Below are 15,944 nucleotides of genomic sequence, written 5' to 3' on the forward strand. Positions count from 1 at the left end.
ACCTCAGTTTTTTATTACAAAAAGACTGCCGTTAATTTAACGAACAGTTAAACTCAAAATATCCTTGCGCTGCCGCTTGTTTGGCATTTGTAAACACTTCTTCGGCTCTATAACCATTGCTACATGTGGAAGGGTAATAATATTTAATTCCACTTACCGGATCAACTCCGCCAACAATAGCTGTTTTCTTAACCAGTCTGCCACCACCGATAGCATAATTGTTAATTTTTTGGTTACCTACAGGTATTCCCTGAATAAAAGCCATAAGGCCCGTGTCATTTAACGAATTGTACCAGTCTTCCTGTGAAATTAAAGGCATGGTAAAGGTATAGGAAACACCATTCCTTCTTGCAAACTCATTATGCCGGTTGATTACATCTGCCAAATCTTCCTGCACACTTGTCACGATCCGACTTCGTCTGACCTGCTCAAACGTCTCGGCATTTTGAAGCAGAGGGATTTGCGTGCTGGAGGCCAGTTCTTTCTGAAAACCTTCCACCCACTTCCCCAAGCCGGCATCATAGGCATACACATACCCATCGAGTGTGAAGTTAATACTGCTACCGTTTGAATCAAAATATGTATAGGGCTTTTTGGGACTCCATACCTGCCTAAATAAATCTTCAGGGTTTCCGGTAAGCTCTGTTTCATTCGCCAAAATATAGTAACCATCATAATCCAACATGACCAGTGCAGGAATGTAATTAAACATGGCCCGTATCGCAGCAGGATCATCCTGGATTCCCATATTTAACGCCATGGTCTGGGTAAACGTAGTCAAAGCTAGCTCTTTATCCGCCTTTACAAATTTGGTCGAATCATATCCTGCTTCATCGTTTTGCTTCTCATTTTGATGCATCACGGCCCCTGCATCCAATACAGCAGTCTGAAGTGCCATTTTATATCGACTGCTTAAATATTGGACCTCGTGAGCATTGTTTGTGTTGTGAGAGATCAGCCAGAATATAGGTAAAAAGATAAGCACAAACACAATGGAAAGATCAGTAATCTTCATTGAGTACCATTCCCCCATATGTGGTAAATACAGCTGCAGCCTGCGCAGTCCCGTTCAACCATTCACGAATCAACATGGCAGGCGTGCGATTCGTATTTTTGACGGTCACTGTGAAGAAATCCCCCATGGCCAGTGTATACCTCCTCCCAGGATCGTCTAAAACCAGCGCACCGGACGAAGGAAACAGCTTTGCTTTAATTTGAGCTGAATAATAGCCATCTTGTACAGTTTCATAGGTACCAGTGAATGTGTTTTGATTCATCGGATCAGAGTAATGAGGAACATATTTTTTGTGCAAATGCTCCATGGATATCTCATAGGCATTCCCCGTTCGGGCCAGGTGTTCTTCGAACTCTGCATACATGGCAGGGGTAATGTATCCCTTTGTTCTGACCGCATCAACAAAACGGGTAACCGTCTGAACAACGGTCATGCGTGCCATGTCATCCTGTCGATCAGCAGTCTCTGCTGCCGGGTATACATAAAGCAAAATCACTGCCAGCAAAACAGCAAGCAGCTTGGATGTGGCATTAATCAAGGTGTACTGCCCTCCTTCCAAAATGCAATCTTTAGCAGTTCGCCAGCCTCATTTCTTATGAACTCGGGTCTATACGAAGCGGCAAGCTGAACAGGTATGGTCTCGTTTCTGTTTACAAGAGGATCAATGACATATGCATTCCCCTCCACCTCAACGCTGACCATCGTTCCTGTCATTTGCCTTACAGTGTGTAAGACTTCCGCACCACTATAAAGGGTTGGCTCGCTTATACGCAGAGTGGTATTTAATCTTCCTTCCATGTCTGCTGTCGTACGTACCAAATGATTCAAAGCGTCTGATAGAACTCTAACATTCTGCTGCCCGTACAGGCAGGCTGTCACAAATAGGACAACCGCCGTACAGAACAACATGAACTGCTGTGTATTCTGGGACATGATAAACCAACTCCTGTCAGGATTGCTGGAAAATAAGTCCTCTTACTACGTTGGATCTGTCTTTTACGATAATCGCTTTGAATTTACCGCTTGGATTGACATATTGGTTATCTTTTTCACTCATGGTCTGGTTGATTACGCCCACTTTCTCATCTGGTTTAATAACAGAGCCATAATCCTCATTATTGAGATCCTGGGAAATGTTCAACTGATTTCCATACCATTGTCCTCCTTTATTTTTACCTGTAATAACTTGAATCCCGAACTGATCCTTGTCCGCATATTTACGCAATGCATTCGTAACCTGCGATCCGCTAATAGTTGTTCCGTCATACACCGTAAATGCAGCTTGAGACAACTCGGTCTGGATATCAGCAAAATTGTTTTGCGCCGTTTTGGTTGCCTCTTGAGCCGAAATAAACAACAGAACTACAATTGTAATAAGGGCGATGGTCAGAAATATTCCTGCTGCCACCTTTAAAGCGCTTGATGCATTGTTCATGATAAATCCTCCTATAATGATTAGTTTTTAATATATTTCAGACTGTCACGTACATGCTCGTTACAGTTTCTGAATCTGTTCATAATAAATGTTCATTTGCAGGAAACTCATACCTACCAGCGGAATGACCAGATAGAGGAAGATCAGGGCATACATCGGTGTAAATCCGATCATTCTTCCCCATGATGCTTTCACATCAATCATCTTGGTATACTCCTGTTTCCGTTGTTCAAAATAAAAGGCCATCATGCTGTCCAGATCATCAAAAGCTTCACGAATTGAAATTTTGCCTAGTGCAAGCTGCAGCTTTTCAACCAAACGCTGAAATTCAGGCAGGCCCGCATCCTCTTTCAGTTGTTCAAGCGCATGCTCCGGTCCGTGTTCAAAGTGCAACAGACACTTTTGCAGCGGCCTTTTGAAAATGACAGCAAAACGATTCAGCCACTCTAATATTTCCTCTACAGACATACGATCCATCTCTCGCAAGATTGAGATAACCGTCTGAAACTGATAGATCTCATGCCTCATGTCCATGCTTCTCATCTTGCGTTGGAACACCATGAGCCAGATCGGTATGTGATACCCCGCAATACCGATCATCACCGCAATAATGAACTCCCACCAGCGGAGGTATTGCTTGTTGTACACTTCAAGCTTTTGCAGGATGCGTGCAATGGTTGCAGTCTGTGTATCATGGTCCAGTTGAACGCGATTTATGGACTGTAATGCATTGGAGATCTCATCAAAAGTTGCTCCTCGCTTCATTTCAATGCGCTCGAGCACGGCTTGATCCAAACTTGACTTTTCGGTTGCCTGCTTCAATTCCGCCTCTCCCATCGTGCCAAACATCCGGTCATCTCTCACAGGATCATGTAAGATGTGATTTCGTTCAACCTGATGCAGCAGAAAGACACAGCCGAGGGTCAGGACAAAACAACTTGCAAATAACATCAGCCTTCGTATAGCCAGCCATTCATATTTCAGTTCCGAGCTGCTTTCCCGCATCAGTCTTACGGTTTGGCTGTAATTGGTACTGCCAGGTTTGGCCGCGAATAACATCGCAACTTTACGAATGAACGTCTGCTTGTACAGGAACTGATCGATCCTGGAGTGTTTGCGCCCTGTGCGATAACGGGTTTCATCATATTGCTGAAGTCTTTGCAAGAGAAGATAGGCAAGTATGATAATGACGTAGATCGATATTTTGGTAACAAACCCGATTTTGCTGCGATAGAATTCATCCATCGTTGGAAAACTTCCTCTGGCCCAACGTTCAATTGGAGCTGTGAACAGAACGGGGGCCAGGGCAATGATATTTAACCCTTTTAACAGATAGTCCAATTTGTCCCGCCGCAAAATCTCAAGATGAATTTCCTGCGTCAGATTTCCCAAGCCTTTCAAGTAAATCGAACCCTGTGCTCTATCCTTATCCCCGAACTCCATCACCATATATGAAATACCGGCAAAACCTTTAAGAAAGCGATTTGGTGCAATCTCATAGTAACGTTCCAAAGCTTCATTAGGATCCGGAGAAGTTAATGCTTCATAGATCAACAGCACTTGCTCGGCTGCCTCTCCTTTCCCTGCTTCCGCTGCTTCATACAGTGCTTCCTCTACCATCCCATGCTGATGATACCGATGTCTCACGTCGGCAAACAGGTCCAACATTTGCACCAACAGTCGCTTTTCCATACGATTCAGACACATATCCAGCACAAGACTGTTTAGAACTACAGCACATAGTACCGACAATATGACAAAGGCAATACCCGGCTGCAAGAGGAAAAGGATTACACTGATACTGCCGTATCCTCCGGAGATCATTAGAACCACGTTCATCGTCATTCGTCTTAATGCTGGTTCGTCCCCGATATGCCGGAATGAGATTCGTTTCTGTACTTGCAAAATATACATGGAGAGCAGCGGCACTTTCATGCCCCAACGATAGGACTTTAATAGGAAAGATCCCCACCGAAACGTACTTCTTACGTTCAGCTTAGCGCTTCCGATAGATCTGCTTGCAGTGTCAATTCCTCTATGACGTAACAGATTCAGTACAAGCAGTGTAATTACCAGGCCACCTGCACATATGCCCAGCATCAAAACAAGTAACAGCTTAACGGTCATAGGTATCACCCCAATGTTGCTGGATGAACTGTTCGAACCGCTCAGCATCCTGTATGGTCATCTGATCCCGCATATCCGTGATACTCCCTATGGAGATCGGGGCTGTGACAATGTAATTGCCATCCCTGTACTCAATTACATTGCGAGACGTAAAGCCCGCCCGTTCTTCCACGCTGTCCCCTTTACTCGAAAGTGGCAGACACTCCGTGATTCGTTCGATATATCTTCTTCCCTCTGCGTCTTTTTTCATATGTACATCAAAATTAATGACACTTACTACTTGCTCCTCGGCAATATGTTCATGTTGGAACATACCTGTTTTGAGCAGTGAATTACGGAGGGAGAAGACCAGATCACGAAACGTTTTGGCATGATGGGTAAACAGGGTGAACAGGCTGGCAACCTGGGACATCTGAATCATCCATGCTGCTACCTCGTCACTTGCGACCTCACCAAGTATATTTACAGTACCGTCCGTCTTTTTCTGTAAGTCCAGTCCCTGTTGACCTGAAATGTGCTCGGTCTCCCGGAAGCTTAGAATGTTACGCCGACTGTATATACGCCGCAGCTGTAGCTCGAAAGCCATTTCCTGCACACGTAGGGTATACGAAGCGTATATATGTTTCACCATCGCCATGAGCAGCGTCGTTTTACCCGACCCCTGTGCTCCTGTTACAGCTGTAATTCGACTTCCTTTCATCAAATATTGCAGTAAAGTGATTGGCAGTTCTGCGTTGTTTCCGGTAATCAGCTGCTCCAGTGAAGCATTGGGAATATCAAATTTCCGGACAAAGAATGCCCATGATTCAGCAAAGGGAGGGCGCACAACAACGACACGTGATCCATCCTTCATCTCGTTTACCTTGTATCCATTCGCTTCTGAAAGCTGTCCTGGATAGTTGTATTTATAAATATTTTGACATACCCTTTTCAGTTCACGGATACTGCCAAATGACAGAAAGGACAGATGAATCGACTTACCTTTATAGAAAATCCATACACTTTCCATTCCGCTAAGTGGCTCTTCAAGGGCAGCATCTTCAAGTCCATCCTCCAAGAGATCGTTCCACGAAGCTGGCTGCCGTAGCCCCATATCCTGAACGGCATCCAGCATACCGCTCACTCCACCACTAACACCATCTATTCGTTGATCCCTTATTTCATCAACCACTGAGAAACCTTTGTAATGTTGATAGATGCGCTGAACGATGATATCTGTTTTTTCTCTGAATCCAAGCTCTCTGTACTCACACTCAAACACATATCGGATGTCCTCTTCGGAGATATAGTAACTTCCTCCATCGTCTGCACCTTCACCCAGCCTCAATCTGCCAAGATCATAGGTATCAATCATGCGGGACAAGGCATCGACACCAAATTGCTGCCGGTATAGATAAAACACGATTTCGAATTGATCTTGAACCGTCAGCAACTCCGTTTCCCCAAAATAAATAACCTCATCTATATTCGTCTTGTTCAGTCCTATGCTGCGGGTAAGCAGATCACCTATCAGATTTTTGACATACGTTTTGTCACTTATGCTTCCTGATACACAACCTTTAAGCGCCTTACGCATCTCGGCACGCTGATTAATTCTTCGACGATATTCTTCTTCATGCAATCCGGCATCAGCCAGTTGACTATGACTGAGCTCATGTAGCGAGTTTTTTACTTTCTCTGTCAGCACTTCAATCGTGAAGGATTCACGCTCAGGAGCACGTTTATTCTTTTCACGATGGGAAATACTGTATTTAAACCAAACACATGCAAGGCATAACAGCAAAATTAAAATTAACCACAGGGTATTCCAGAGCATCGGATGTTCAGGCTCCCCTTTCCAGCCTCTTTAGTACAGTACGCATCCCTGCCCCGTCCATAATGAGGCGAGCGAGTTCAGTCATACTTGCCGCAAAGCTCCCTTTACGAATATCTTTATTGTTGCTTAGACCTTCCAATTGCAAGTACGCGGCCGCATCACGACGATTAAAGGCATCCAGAAATCCTGTAGTATACGGCAACACTGATATCGATCCCTTGTATCGAAAACGTCGACGAATATTAGTAATGCTTGTGCGTGAATGTGGATCATACTTATTCAGTACGACATGCAGCTTTTGATCACTCATACTCTCAGGTCTGATTTTTTCAAAAAAACACTCCAAATCCCTCATATTTTGATTCAAGTTCACCACAACGAAGTCCGCGTGTTCCAGCAGAACCGGGGCACTTGTGCCTGCACGATCTGCATCTAGAAGAACCAGATCATAATATTCATTGGCTACGTGCAGCAGCCTTTTTAATGTCTCCACATGCTCTTCTTTTGAACGTTCCAATCGGTTAATTCTTCCAGTCAACAGATCCAGACGGTCTTTAAGGAGAGGCTTGGTATAATCCCTCAAATTATGCTTATTCAGACTCCCGCTGATATGCAGCCGTTCAATCGCATCCCATCCCCCCTCTTCAAAATTAAAATCCGAACCTGTTTCCCCAATTTCATTGGGGGGAAGGGCAGCTTCTGTGCTACTCCCAACTGGACCAGTATTTACAAGCAAAATTCTTGTCCTATATTGAAGTGCCATGGCATAGGCGGCGATTAACGCACTTGAGGTGCTGCCTGTTCCAGCAAAAGGACTCCAAAACGTAATAGTGCTCATGCCCTCATCCTTTCTGCTTCTTTAATAGCCCGCCGACTCTGGACATTTTCCCAACCGGTCAACTGCTCCACTAACCTGCATAGCGACTTTTTATAGTTCCGCGATAATGGCCCCAGGCGTATCCGGCGATGATGCTCGTTTTCCAGTTTGACTGCTGCGGTCAGTTCATCCCAAGGCAACATCAGCGATTCCCCTGTCCATACAAATGGACTACCTTCCAGATACGCCCACAAATATCGAGCTTCTAGTTTGCAATCAACGGCATTGATCAAAATACGCTGGAAAGGCAGTTCTGCAGGCAGGGACTGTTCTTCAAGCAAACGCTTTAGCCAGCCTTTACCTCGTTCCAGATTGTAACGTTCATAATCACTGACCCAGACACGGATATCAGCCGTGAGCCATAGATCACGTGATGCAAAGTGCGATGTTTCCATATCGTAAAGGACATAATCATAGGTCTCCAATTTCTCGCCACTCGCTTCAAGATGACTCTCAACCGCTGTTGAAGTTACGAACTGACAGGCAATATCAAAGCCCTCAAACTCTGTAATACGCAGAGATTGCTGACTTCCCCCTACGCCATATCCATATTTCTGCTGTAATGTTCCATCAACAAGTAAGACACGTTTACCGGAGGATGCCAATATTTTGCAAAGGTACAGCATCAGGTCATTTTTCTCGCATAACCCGGCAAAAATCCATATTTGCATAGCTATCAAAGCCCCTTTTAAATTCTTTTAATCGTTGTTACACGAAGAGAAAAAATGATTGTTTTTCTCGTGTTTTACTCCCCGCCCGTCAGCAAGCTTTTCTGCTCATCCGAACTCGAAGCTGATGCTGAAGAATCATTGCTCTCTGTACCCGTCGTTCCGCCGCTACCTGAACCGTCATTCCATATGACCCCATCAGTAGATGAAGAGTTACTCGCTCCAGGGCGATTATTGTATGAGACGGAAGATTGTGCAACATCCTGCTCCACACCTTGAGATGGCGCAGAGATGGATGCGGCGAGTGAGCTTTCTAGCGAACTCCTTACTTGCCGTGCCAACTCCACTTCAGCCCGACGCACTAGATTAGGATCACTCTCCAACAGTTTTAACACTTCATTGTTGGCAGGGTATGTTGGGATTGCTGGTGTCTGGAACTGTGGTTCTACATAGGTTAAGGCATAGATTGAAGCTTTATGTAAATAGGCATCTACAATTGCACTTGAAAGGGACAAGATCTCCTCCTCCGTCATCGTAATCCATAGGGTAGCTGCATTTAATCTTTCGACTTTCTTTTTGGACAGGAGAACGTAGTCTTGGCCCGTTGGAAACTGAATACGAATATCAATGATGTCTCCCTTAGCAAGTGAAGAAGGTAGTAATACAACCTGTAGTTCACGATTTCTTAAATCCGGCGAAGGCGGGGTATCCTCATACACCATTTCAGTTGTAATGGCTGTTCCTTTTTTTAATTCTATTTTCGCCACTTGACCATCCATCTGCTTGGAGCTCGACCACAGATTCCTTGGTGCCTGTGCATCTGGAACGGCTATCAGTTTGATATCCTCGGGCAATATCGACTCTCCTGCTTCAACATCCCGTATAGTTACCCATCCCTGTGCCCCCGAGTTCCATTGTTGCATCAATTCAGCTTCTTTTTGTTCGTAGACTGATGAGTAACGAGCCTCCACTTCAGCCCTCGTATCACTCATGGTTTTGACATTGTAAATGACATATGCCCCAAACAATAAACCGATTGCTCCTGCTCCCGTCAGTCCGGCATATATCAGTTGACGGCTTTGTTTTCGTAATTTAGACAAAAGAGGCTCTCCTTTCGCAATTTCTTCTAATCATGTACTCTTCTTCTTGCAAAGAGTGAACGTTTCTTGGGAAGCTGCCCCATCATATGAGTCAGAATATGAGCAAAAACCTTATCCATCTGCGGTTCCCGATCAAAAGGATCGATATGTAAAGGCAGACCATAGACACTGGAAGTATCCAACGTTTTGCGCATCCGCTGAACGGCGTCAGATGCTGCAAGTGGCAGGCAGTAAATCCATTTGTCTCTCGGGTACCGATTGTGTGAACGGACAAAAGCTCCAATCTCTGCTTGTCTCCATTCGGCACCAGAACCAATAACAATGGGCAGATCTGCTCTGAGAAACTCTTCGAGCCGGTTCTGATCTTGACCACTGCCCAGATCCATCACAATGAACTGATAGCTGCCTCCTAATAAAGACAGGATGTCTGCTCTTCCTGATTGTTTCCAATAATGCACACCATCCACTGCAAACTGTCTGCCTGCTGGCACGGGTTTACCTGCATGCGCCACTTGTTGAATACGTGCAAACGATTGGGAACGTGGTGACATTTCGATTATGGCTACTTTGAAATTCTGCCGCTCCAGATAGTGACTGATGGCTATGGCCGTATGCGTAACCCCAACTCCGGATGATGCCCCTGTCAAAGCGATCACTCTGGTCCCTCCGCTTATCGTCACCGTCGTTTCTAAACTACCAGCTGTTAATCCCGGTCTGCGCAGCATCTCCTTACGAACTTCATCAGCCGATTGAAAGCGCTCATTCGGATTCAGTCGTAACAACCTTCTCACAACAGGAATATAAGTACGAGGTACATCACTGCGAATGGAACTCTCTACTCCCTGAATCCATTCCGTATAAGCTCCACAAGTCATGAGATAGAGCAGCAATGCTCCAAGCCCATACAGGTCAGAACGTGCATCCGTCTGTCCTGAACCATATTGTTCCGGTGCAGCGAAACCTGCCGTTCCCAATTTAACCGTATCATCGACGCTTTGTGCTTTATAGCTCCTTGCTATCCCAAAATCAATCAGTCTGACTTCATGTTCCGGAGTAATCATAATGTTGGATGGTTTTAAATCCCGATAGATGACAGGCGGGTCCAGACTGTGCAAATAACTTAATACATCCAGCAACTGAAGCACAAACTCCGTCATATGTTCAAGCGGAATCTTCCCTCGACATTGCTTGAAATACTCACCAAGTGTCAATCCCTCGATATACTCCATCACAAGATACGTATACCCGTGCTCATCCGGGACAAAAAAATCTACGATTTGTGGCAATCTGGGATGTCTCAGAGATGTAAGGAGAGCAGCTTCTGACTCCATACTGCCTTCGTATGGCATCGCCGTCACGCTTTCTTTGATCGCCCAGGTTTTACCCGGTAACTTCAAATCCTCCGCTTCATATACATGACTCATTCCACCCGTTCCGAGAATGGACACGATACGATATCTTCCTCCCAGCAGGCTTCCACGTTCGAGCCTGGCCGGATGTCTCATATGTACTCCTCCTTGTATGCATAACAAAAAAGGGAAAGCTTCACCGAAGCGGAACAGACCGGATATCCGGACTCTTCACTTCGGGATGCTTTCCCTCAACTTGTTATGGTTAATATTGGTATCATTATAGTATAGACAATAAGGTATTGTAAAGCATAAATTTAAAGCCTTTAATAACTTAATACTTAATCATATATAGCGTAATTTCTTCACGATTGTGAAACAACTGTTTGGAACGCTGGATCTGCATTCGGGAGCGCTCAAATGTATCAATGACTTCTTTAATCAACGCAAGCGGTTTTTTATGCAGTAACTTCACTGTCACAACGGCTGTCCCTCCCGATTGGAGGCTATACAACAGGTCCGATATAAGACGGCTCATCAGTTTGGGGCTCCAGCTCATATCACATACGAGCAGATCAAATTCCCCTTCACGGAAACGTACATCACCTGCATTTTTTTTCAAAAAGGTCAGTTTGGGTGATTCCAGCAGGGTCGCATCCATCTTGGCCGGATCAACAGCTGTAACTTCAAGCCCGCGCTCTAACAGGAAAGAGGTCCAACCACCTGGTGCAGCACCGATGTCCAATGCTTTGTGAAAAGAAGTAAAGTCGATACCAAACGTCTGCTCCGCTTCAAGCAATTTGAATTTGGCTCGAGAGATTTGGCCCTCTTCCTTCTGAAAACGAACTGCTCCGCCACTCCAATCCGACAGATTTTGATCAGGTCTGGATACACCGGCATATAACATGTCATCCGCAAAGAAAACAGATATAACATGATCCGCATCACGGACAACCCACTCACATCCAAGGTCATCCAGCTTATCGGTCAACACCTGTTTTAAAGAAGCAGCGTTCTCCTGCCAGAAGGCACCTTCGGTTTTACGAACTTGTAATGCAACTTTAGTGCCTGTTAACTCCGTATGGTTCAACACAAATGAAATCAATTTTTCCATTGCTTGCGCTGATTCTTCCGTATTTTCCTGAAATTGAACAGGTTGAATATGACGTAAAAACGTCGGGCTTTCTTCCAAAAGCTTGATCGCTACCTCTTTTTCCGCAATCGGAAGGCCGGCAAGCAGAATCTCACCTGGTACGAGTACCGTGCTCTTTACTGCCCCAAACGTACGGCGCAATTCCTCCTGAGCATAGGGTGCAAAGCCATGATTGGCTGTGCAGATAAAACGGGAGAAGTCTCCTTCACCCCAAGATGACTGTGTACTCAAATTGTGTTACCCTCCAGAACGTACGCGGATCCAGGGACGTCCATCATGCCATTGAATATCAACCGGAACATCGTACGTATGCTTAATTGTTTCTTGTGTTAAAACTTCATGTTTAGGCCCTGCCGCAGCAATACGTCCATCGCGGATCAAGGCCACATGTGTGAACAAAGGTACGATCTCTTCCACGTGATGCGTTACATAAACAACAGTAATATTACGCTTATGCAGACGATCGATTTCGGCCAACATTTTCTCACGTTCATACAGATCGAGTCCGGCACAAGGCTCGTCCATAATCAACAATTTGGGTTCTGCCATCAAAGACCGAGCCAGCATTACTTTTTTGCGCTCCCCTTGAGAAAGGGTGCCGAGCGGATGATTAGCCAGTTTTGCAAAGCCCATTTCATCAAGCAGGTTCATCGCTTTGGCCTTCACATCATCCGGAATCGTTTGATAGAAACGCAAAAAAGCATAAGCTCCTGTTGCGACAACTTCCCATACAGGATCTCGGAGTGTCAGTTTCTCAATCAAGGTCTGACTGATATAACCAATCTCTTTCCGAACCTCCCGAACGTCGCATTGACCGTACAGGTTGCCTAATACTTCAATACGCCCCTGGCTTGGAAACATATATCCATTCATCATTTCCAGCAGTGTTGTTTTACCTGAACCATTGCGCCCGAGAATCACCCAATGCTCGTTTTCTTTAACATGCAGATGGACGTCATCCAGAATCTGATTGTCTTCCCGTCTTAGAGAGACATGCTCCATCGAGATTATACTCATTTTAGCACCGCCTTCCGGATTTCCCCTAACAGATGCTCGACAGAGTTCATCCGATATACCATTCTGGGCACATCATGTTCCCCATCAAACAGCATAACCGCAGGCACGCTCGAAATCTGAAATTGCTGCACAAGTTCAGGGATATCGTGAATATTCATCTCGGTCAAAATCCCCTCGGGCAGCAAATGCTCGGCGATTTCCAGCATTCGACGTGCTGCCGCGCAAGTTCCGCAGAGCGGAGTATAGATAAATACAGCCTGAGGCATGCCTTCCCATACACCACGCATTAACATTTTGGTCGTTATCGGCTTCATCAGCTTTCTTCTCCTGCAGCAACACGAAGCACAACCTCACCCGACATCGGACCGTTATGGACGGTAACAGAGTCTGGTTTATTGCTGTACAACAATTCGTACATTTGACGTCTGCCATACATGCTGGACGTGTGCAAATAGATCTGGCGTGGAAATAAACCTTCCCGGACGATCGAAGCAGCAACTTCTCCTCCATTCGGGGAGTCTGGGCCCAGTTCATAATCCAGGGATAGAATATCCACGTCACCTTCTCTAAGCAGCATCAGGCATTCTTCTGCATTGGTAGCAAGAACAAACCCTTTCGGACATGACCGGTAATCATCCAAAAAAACATGCATTACAATCGCTCCTCTCCCCATTTAAAGCCAGGAACGCATGAGCTCAATGTCACCACGATGTGTTCCATCTTCGCCTGATTCGGTCTCCAGCACAACGACAGCTTGCCGAAATTCAGGCGCACTTAAAAGTTCCTGCATCGCTTCTGTTCCTATAAAACCCTGTCCGATCCTTGCATGTCTGTCCTTGCATGAACCGGAAGGATATTTTGAATCATTAAAGTGAACAGCCGCAAGAGCATCCCAGTATCCAAGCAGTCTGCCATTCTCAAGCATTGATGCCTCATTGCCTGTCGTCCACATGCCTGAAGCAAAAGCATGACACGTGTCAAAACAAAAAGCAATATGTTCGGGGTACCGGCTTAGCTTCCGAATCTGAATCAATTCTTCCATCGTCGTACCCATGGAGCCATGATCTCCTGCCTGATTTTCAAGCAGAACCTTTGCCTGTCCATCCCAATCTGCTAAAGCAGTGTCCAGACAGGATATGAGATTCTGATACCCTTCGAGTGGCTCATTACTCTTGAGATGTCCAAAGTGAACTACAGTCCCAACTGAACCGCAGGCATCTGCAATAAGCAAATCATTTTGAATCGATGCGATGGTCGCATGAAAACCCGCCTCTCCTCGGGTTTTGCCCAAAGCCGGATTCGTGGGATAGGGTGAGTGGGCAATGGAAGATATCCCTTGCGTCTCACACCAATCCCGACACTGTTCAGCATCTTTGAGGTCCAGTTCTTTCAAGCCAAGGCTCCGCGGGTTCTTCGGAAAATATTGAAATGCCGTAGCCCCCATATCATATGCCCGTTTGGCTGCCTGAAGAAATCCGCCTCTGGTGCTGACATGTGCCCCGATTCCGCTTTTAGGCCTCATGCTGGCAATCCGGACAGAAGAAAGCCTTCTTGCCCGTAATTTCCACGCGTGTTATCGTTCCCCCACAGCGAGGGCAAGTTTCCCCTTCACGATCATACACTCGGCACTGCTCATCAAAACTTCCCGTCTTGGTGTCTCCCTGCATCAGCGGCATTTCCATATAACCGCCTTCCGATGCAGCTTCCCGCAACACGGATTGCACAGAATGGTACAAACGTGCTGTAAGTTCAGGCGAGGCGGCAATATTTTGCGTCTTGGAGCTTGGTCTCAGACCTGCTGCAAAGGCAATCTCATCCGAATAACAATTTCCAATGCCTGCAATAATGTGCTGGTTTACCAGTGTCGTTTTGAGTGTGCCCCTACGTCCTTTCAACAGGGCAGCAAAACGTTCTGCATTCATGCGCCGATCAAGTGGTTCAGGTCCAAGATCAGACATGGCTTCTTCCGTTTCTTTGGAAGTAAGCAGATGCAAATAGCCCAAACGGAGGCCAATAAAAAACAACGTATATTCTCCAAACTGAAGTTCCACTTGAGTGGAACGATCAGGACGTTCAGCTTCCGTACCCCAGAAAATCATTCCGCCCAGCATTAGGTGCAGCACAAGCCGCTTCCCATTAGCCAGATGAAAGATCAGATGTTTGGCCCGGCGCTCTACAAATATGATACGATTCCCTGTCAGTTCACGGGTGAACACTTCAGGATCAATATTAATCGACTTTTCACGATTAACCACCACACCTGTAATCGGCAAATCCAGTATTTTCTCGGACAGCAAGGTCCGGTAGTTTTCCATTTCCGGCAATTCCGGCATCGTACATCTACCCCTTCTTGGATGCTTGGCCTGTCTTCTGCGACAGCCACTCAATCAGTTTATGCAAATCTTCAAACACATGATCAGGACGAACCTTGGTCGCCTGGATGTGGCTATCCATATTGTCCCGTGTCGTTATTCCGGTAAGAACCAGCAGAGTCTCACATCCCGCTGCTGCTCCTGCCGCAATATCTGTACGCATATTGTCTCCGATTACAGCAACTTCATTAGAATTTAAGTTCAATCGGCTAATAGCAGACTTCATAATAATACTTGACGGTTTACCAATAACGGTAGGGTGAACCCCGGTTGCCGCTTCGATCGCTGCCCCAATCGTTCCCGCTCCCGGCGTAAGTCCATCATCAGAAGGAAGCTGCAAATCAGGGTTGGTCATGACAGATTTAGAGCCGCTGTTGATCCAGCGGAGCGCTTTGGTCAATTTATGATAGGAAAATTCACGATCAATTCCTTGTATAACGTATTCAGGTTCATCATCCGTTAGGGTAAGTCCTGCCGCTTCAATCGCTTGCAACAGTCCTTCTTCTCCAATACAAGCCACTTTGGCTCCTGGAGTCTCTTTGGCCACGTATTCCGCAGCCGCTACCGCAGAAGTACATACCTGAGAAGCATCGGCGGGGATACCCATCCCGTTCAGATGATCCGCCACACCTTGCGGCGTACGCGAAGAATTATTAGTCACAAACAAATAAGGCATCTCTTGTTCATTCAAAGTCCGAATAAGTTTATCGGCTCCTTCAATACGATGTCTGCCATGATAGAGCGTACCGTCCAGATCAATCAGATAGGCCTTAATCATATACAGCACTTCCTTTCTTTATTCCATTAACAGTTCATGCCCTTAATTACCATTTGCAATGATCTTCGATGCTAACCTATGTATACACTACAAAAAATGGCTTGCTCGCATCTGCACGCAACTCGTCGAACCGAATCGAACAAGGACGTCTGGACTCACGCGTCTTCTGTACAAGCTTGTCATTTCCTGCGCTTTCCCGGAAAATAATTTGAATCATTTCCCCGCTCATATTGCCCA

General features: G+C 45.8%; 18 protein-coding genes. All 18 read right to left on the bottom strand.

All coding sequences use genetic code 11. The annotated features are described in order from the left end of the window. Positions 1-31 precede the first annotated feature (31 nt). On the bottom strand, positions 32-1,015 hold the full coding sequence (locus MHB49_RS20770; protein WP_405152830.1) for a hypothetical protein: 984 nt from the start codon (positions 1,013-1,015) through the stop codon (positions 32-34). Further along, positions 1,002-1,553, bottom strand: coding sequence for a hypothetical protein (locus tag MHB49_RS20775; protein ID WP_405152831.1), 552 nt, complete (start codon positions 1,551-1,553; stop codon positions 1,002-1,004). The genes MHB49_RS20770 and MHB49_RS20775 overlap by 14 nt, the downstream gene beginning before the upstream one ends. Further along, positions 1,550-1,948, bottom strand: a complete 399-nt coding sequence (locus MHB49_RS20780) for a hypothetical protein (RefSeq protein WP_405152832.1) — start codon at positions 1,946-1,948, stop codon at positions 1,550-1,552. The genes MHB49_RS20775 and MHB49_RS20780 overlap by 4 nt, the downstream gene beginning before the upstream one ends. A 16-nt stretch (positions 1,949-1,964) precedes the next feature. Beyond that, positions 1,965-2,450, bottom strand: a complete 486-nt coding sequence (locus MHB49_RS20785; RefSeq protein ID WP_405152833.1) for an ABC transporter permease — start codon at positions 2,448-2,450, stop codon at positions 1,965-1,967. Between the two features lie 60 nt (positions 2,451-2,510). Next, positions 2,511-4,577 (bottom strand): hypothetical protein, encoded by a 2,067-nt coding sequence (locus MHB49_RS20790; RefSeq protein WP_405152834.1) that lies wholly within the window; start codon positions 4,575-4,577, stop codon positions 2,511-2,513. Next, entirely contained in the window at positions 4,567-6,393 is a 1,827-nt protein-coding gene (locus tag MHB49_RS20795) for an ATPase, T2SS/T4P/T4SS family (protein ID WP_405152835.1), read from the bottom strand. Before MHB49_RS20795 ends, MHB49_RS20790 begins: the two co-directional genes overlap by 11 nt. A gap of 7 nt (positions 6,394-6,400) precedes the next feature. Further along, positions 6,401-7,231 carry a hypothetical protein gene (locus MHB49_RS20800; protein WP_405152836.1) on the bottom strand — a complete coding sequence of 277 codons (831 nt, stop codon included), beginning with the start codon at positions 7,229-7,231 and terminating at the stop codon, positions 6,401-6,403. After that, positions 7,228-7,941, bottom strand: coding sequence for a hypothetical protein (locus MHB49_RS20805; protein WP_405152837.1), 714 nt, complete (start codon positions 7,939-7,941; stop codon positions 7,228-7,230). Before MHB49_RS20805 ends, MHB49_RS20800 begins: the two co-directional genes overlap by 4 nt. A gap of 74 nt (positions 7,942-8,015) precedes the next feature. Continuing rightward, positions 8,016-9,038, bottom strand: coding sequence for an SAF domain-containing protein (locus tag MHB49_RS20810; protein ID WP_405152838.1), 1,023 nt, complete (start codon positions 9,036-9,038; stop codon positions 8,016-8,018). Positions 9,039-9,064: 26 nt separating this feature from the next. Next, complete coding sequence (locus MHB49_RS20815; protein WP_405152839.1) at positions 9,065-10,543, bottom strand: serine/threonine protein kinase; 1,479 nt, start codon at positions 10,541-10,543, stop codon at positions 9,065-9,067. A 178-nt stretch (positions 10,544-10,721) separates the two neighbouring features. Next, on the bottom strand, positions 10,722-11,771 hold the full coding sequence (locus MHB49_RS20820; protein ID WP_405152840.1) for an SAM-dependent methyltransferase: 1,050 nt from the start codon (positions 11,769-11,771) through the stop codon (positions 10,722-10,724). A gap of 6 nt (positions 11,772-11,777) precedes the next feature. Further along, positions 11,778-12,551: an ABC transporter ATP-binding protein gene (locus tag MHB49_RS20825; protein WP_405157200.1), complete on the bottom strand. Its 774-nt coding sequence runs from the start codon at positions 12,549-12,551 to the stop codon at positions 11,778-11,780. A gap of 2 nt (positions 12,552-12,553) precedes the next feature. Continuing rightward, positions 12,554-12,871: a co-chaperone YbbN gene (locus tag MHB49_RS20830; RefSeq protein ID WP_053780884.1), complete on the bottom strand. Its 318-nt coding sequence runs from the start codon at positions 12,869-12,871 to the stop codon at positions 12,554-12,556. Beyond that, complete coding sequence (locus MHB49_RS20835; RefSeq protein WP_405152841.1) at positions 12,871-13,209, bottom strand: cyclic-phosphate processing receiver domain-containing protein; 339 nt, start codon at positions 13,207-13,209, stop codon at positions 12,871-12,873. Before MHB49_RS20835 ends, MHB49_RS20830 begins: the two co-directional genes overlap by 1 nt. A gap of 21 nt (positions 13,210-13,230) precedes the next feature. Next, positions 13,231-14,079: a deoxyribonuclease IV gene (locus MHB49_RS20840; RefSeq protein ID WP_405152842.1), complete on the bottom strand. Its 849-nt coding sequence runs from the start codon at positions 14,077-14,079 to the stop codon at positions 13,231-13,233. After that, complete coding sequence (locus MHB49_RS20845; RefSeq protein ID WP_247898029.1) at positions 14,069-14,890, bottom strand: Fpg/Nei family DNA glycosylase; 822 nt, start codon at positions 14,888-14,890, stop codon at positions 14,069-14,071. Before MHB49_RS20845 ends, MHB49_RS20840 begins: the two co-directional genes overlap by 11 nt. A gap of 7 nt (positions 14,891-14,897) precedes the next feature. Then, positions 14,898-15,707: a TIGR01457 family HAD-type hydrolase gene (locus MHB49_RS20850; protein WP_405152843.1), complete on the bottom strand. Its 810-nt coding sequence runs from the start codon at positions 15,705-15,707 to the stop codon at positions 14,898-14,900. A gap of 76 nt (positions 15,708-15,783) precedes the next feature. After that, a complete protein-coding gene (locus MHB49_RS20855) occupies positions 15,784-15,936 on the bottom strand; it encodes a hypothetical protein (protein ID WP_405152844.1) in 153 nt (50 codons plus the stop codon). Positions 15,937-15,944 lie beyond the last annotated feature (8 nt).

The sequence above is a fragment of the Paenibacillus sp. FSL K6-0108 genome, assembly GCF_045040695.1.
Taxonomy (GTDB): domain Bacteria; phylum Bacillota; class Bacilli; order Paenibacillales; family Paenibacillaceae; genus Paenibacillus; species Paenibacillus pabuli_B.

Excerpts from the sequence above, each read along its gene's own strand:
- MHB49_RS20770 (WP_405152830.1), bottom strand. The coding sequence starts at position 1,015 with ATGAAGATTACTGATCTTTCCATTGTGTTTGTGCTTATCTTTTTACCT.
- MHB49_RS20780 (WP_405152832.1), bottom strand. The coding sequence starts at position 1,948 with ATGTCCCAGAATACACAGCAGTTCATGTTGTTCTGTACGGCGGTTGTC.
- MHB49_RS20785 (WP_405152833.1), bottom strand. The coding sequence starts at position 2,450 with ATGAACAATGCATCAAGCGCTTTAAAGGTGGCAGCAGGAATATTTCTG.
- MHB49_RS20790 (WP_405152834.1), bottom strand. The coding sequence starts at position 4,577 with ATGACCGTTAAGCTGTTACTTGTTTTGATGCTGGGCATATGTGCAGGT.
- MHB49_RS20795 (WP_405152835.1), bottom strand. The coding sequence starts at position 6,393 with ATGCTCTGGAATACCCTGTGGTTAATTTTAATTTTGCTGTTATGCCTT.
- MHB49_RS20800 (WP_405152836.1), bottom strand. The coding sequence starts at position 7,231 with ATGAGCACTATTACGTTTTGGAGTCCTTTTGCTGGAACAGGCAGCACC.
- MHB49_RS20805 (WP_405152837.1), bottom strand. The coding sequence starts at position 7,941 with ATGCAAATATGGATTTTTGCCGGGTTATGCGAGAAAAATGACCTGATG.
- MHB49_RS20815 (WP_405152839.1), bottom strand. The coding sequence starts at position 10,543 with ATGAGACATCCGGCCAGGCTCGAACGTGGAAGCCTGCTGGGAGGAAGA.
- MHB49_RS20830 (WP_053780884.1), bottom strand. The coding sequence starts at position 12,871 with ATGAAGCCGATAACGACCAAAATGTTAATGCGTGGTGTATGGGAAGGC.
- MHB49_RS20835 (WP_405152841.1), bottom strand. The coding sequence starts at position 13,209 with ATGCATGTTTTTTTGGATGATTACCGGTCATGTCCGAAAGGGTTTGTT.
- MHB49_RS20840 (WP_405152842.1), bottom strand. The coding sequence starts at position 14,079 with ATGAGGCCTAAAAGCGGAATCGGGGCACATGTCAGCACCAGAGGCGGA.
- MHB49_RS20845 (WP_247898029.1), bottom strand. The coding sequence starts at position 14,890 with ATGCCGGAATTGCCGGAAATGGAAAACTACCGGACCTTGCTGTCCGAG.
- MHB49_RS20850 (WP_405152843.1), bottom strand. The coding sequence starts at position 15,707 with ATGATTAAGGCCTATCTGATTGATCTGGACGGTACGCTCTATCATGGC.
- MHB49_RS20855 (WP_405152844.1), bottom strand. The coding sequence starts at position 15,936 with ATGAGCGGGGAAATGATTCAAATTATTTTCCGGGAAAGCGCAGGAAAT.